The sequence below is a fragment of the Parasphingomonas zepuensis genome (assembly GCF_036663735.1).
GTDB lineage: Bacteria > Pseudomonadota > Alphaproteobacteria > Sphingomonadales > Sphingomonadaceae > Sphingomonas.
Window position 1 is genome coordinate 1 of the sequence record NZ_JAXOJO010000089.1, and the last position, 1045, is coordinate 1045.

Below are 1045 nucleotides of genomic sequence, written 5' to 3' on the forward strand. Positions count from 1 at the left end.
GGCGGCGAGACCGGGGTAGGATACGCCCCACATGCCGACGCGACCATTGTGGGCAGGGACGTTCTTCAGCAGCCAGTCGATGCTGTCGGCGGCGTCGCTGGCCTCATCGGTTGAGCCTTCACGGATTGCGGTGGAAAGGGTGAATTGCCCGCCTTCAGATCCGAAGCGCCCGCGCATCGACTGGAAGACGAAGATATAGCCGTCCTTCGCCAGCGCCGCCCAGCTTGCGGGCATCGTCTTTGGCGCGCCGTCGAAGATACCGTAAGGAGTGCGTTGGATCAGGACCGGCAGCGGCCCTTTTGCGTCGCGGGGGGTCAGGATCACCGTCTCAAGCTTCACGCCATCGCGCATCGGGATCATCGCCCGGCTGTAAGTGAAGGGCGATTGCGTCGTGGCGGGGGCGGGCGCGACTTGCTGGCGCGCGGCGACGGGCGCGGCGAGGGTTAGCAGCAGCAGGGCTCCGGCGATGCGGCGCATGGGATTGTCTCCGGTTGGGCGGTGGCGACTAGAGCCTGTCCGGGGGTGCTGATGCAACCGGCAATCGGCGTATGTCGATGTGATCGCCGCGATCCAGGTAGAAGGCGAGATAGGGAAAGCGAGCCAGCTTTCGGTGACGCAGACCCGGAAGGCCGAGTTCATGCATAGCGCGAAGATCCGGACGCCGGACACGCGCCGATGATACGATAGGCAGCTGCAAGGCTATCGATAAAGCGGAGCGCGACATCGACGCCAGCCTCCGCCGCATAATGATCCACCGCGTCCTCTACGTCACGCGCCGCCAAATGGCGCGGGACGATCGGTTTGTCCGTCACTGTGCCGTGTTGGTGCGTTGCCGCAACCGGGCAAACCATGCATCATCCGCGGTCTCCGCCGGACCGCTTTCCGCGCCATCGAGCAATAGACGCCGCAAATGCTGGGCTTCCTGATCCTTGTGGATCAGCGCGCGGACATATTCGCTGCTCGTGCCGTATCCGCGATCAGCGACCTGACGATCGACGAACGCCTTCAAGGTTTCGGGAAGGGAGACGTTCATCGTGGTCATGGC

At 64.0% G+C, this 1045-nt stretch carries 2 protein-coding genes; both read right to left on the reverse strand.

The features are described from left to right. A partial coding sequence (locus U1769_RS25480; RefSeq protein WP_332720943.1) for a CocE/NonD family hydrolase occupies positions 1-477 on the reverse strand: 477 nt, incomplete at its 3' end. 331 nt (positions 478-808) lie between these two features. Next, the coding region (locus U1769_RS25485) for a type II toxin-antitoxin system ParD family antitoxin (protein ID WP_332720944.1) at positions 809-1045 on the reverse strand (237 nt) is incomplete at its 5' end.